Below are 985 nucleotides of genomic sequence, written 5' to 3' on the forward strand. Positions count from 1 at the left end.
ATAGAACTTTTTACAATACCACAAATTCTGCGTTTATATTATACAAAAGTCTGAGAGATTTGTTAAACTTTACGATAGTGAAGGAGTGAGAAAAAATGGATGTAACTGAATTTCAACAATGGGTAAATGAATACTATGAGAATAGAGGTTGGTCTGAACTAGACATTTTTATTCGAATTGGCTTTTTAGCGGAGGAAACTGGAGAAGTAGCACGAGCAATAAGAGCCCTTGAGATTGGGAGGGATAGACCTGACGAAGTTGCAGAATCGTTTAAGGACAATAGAAAGGCTTTAATAGAAGAATTAGGAGATGTATTGGGTAACGTTATTGTAATTGCTAATAAATATAACATTTCTTTAGAAGAAGTGTTTAATTCTCATAAGGAGAAACTCTCAAAGCGTTACTCTCATGAATAAATATAAATTCCACACTTTTTTCGATTACCTTAAAAATTTTCGTCCTCTTGAACATATCTAGGGGACGAAAATTTTGCCCCTTAATCTTTTTTATTTTAATTCAACAGGCGGTACTTAGTTTCCTTTTTATCCATATAATTTGTATTGAATAAAAACATTAGAATCATTCATGATACCATCCTTCATCGAATTCAAGGTTTAATGCTTTTCCAAAATATACTCCAAATTTAATAAATCCTCTTCCTCTTGCCGTAATTATATTTCCATCTATTACTACAATGTCTTTACAATAATTCTCTTTTTCGAAAACGCCTAACTTATCCATAGCTTCCTCTGTCAACCCAACCGTAAACTTTCTCCCCCTTAAAATACCTGCTTTTGCTAAAAGAAACGGAGAGCTGGAGATACTTGCAATGACAATTTCTTTTGCAGCTATTTGATTAATAAATTCAAACAGTTCATGTTTGTCTATAAGCGTCATAATATCCATACAACCTGGTAACAAAAAACTATCAATTTCTTCGGGATTAACTTCATTAATAGTAGTGTCTCTATAGCCCCTAAATGAA

2 protein-coding genes are annotated in these 985 nt (G+C 32.5%); one reads left to right on the forward strand and one right to left on the reverse strand.

What is annotated here, in order from left to right:
• Positions 1 to 95 precede the first annotated feature (95 nt).
• The gene (locus B5V89_RS19810; protein ID WP_108073706.1) at positions 96 to 416 is read left to right on the forward strand and encodes a MazG nucleotide pyrophosphohydrolase domain-containing protein; all 321 of its coding nucleotides are present in this window, start codon (positions 96 to 98) and stop codon (positions 414 to 416) included.
• A 163-nt stretch (positions 417 to 579) separates the two neighbouring features.
• Here the strand turns inward: B5V89_RS19810 and B5V89_RS19815 are convergent.
• Positions 580 to 985: DJ-1/PfpI family protein (locus tag B5V89_RS19815; RefSeq protein WP_108073708.1), on the reverse strand; the 406-nt coding region annotated here is incomplete at its 5' end.

It is taken from the genome of Heyndrickxia sporothermodurans (assembly GCF_003055045.1).
GTDB lineage: Bacteria > Bacillota > Bacilli > Bacillales > Bacillaceae_C > Heyndrickxia > Heyndrickxia sporothermodurans.

Excerpts from the sequence above, each read along its gene's own strand:
- B5V89_RS19810 (WP_108073706.1), top strand. The coding sequence starts at position 96 with ATGGATGTAACTGAATTTCAACAATGGGTAAATGAATACTATGAGAAT.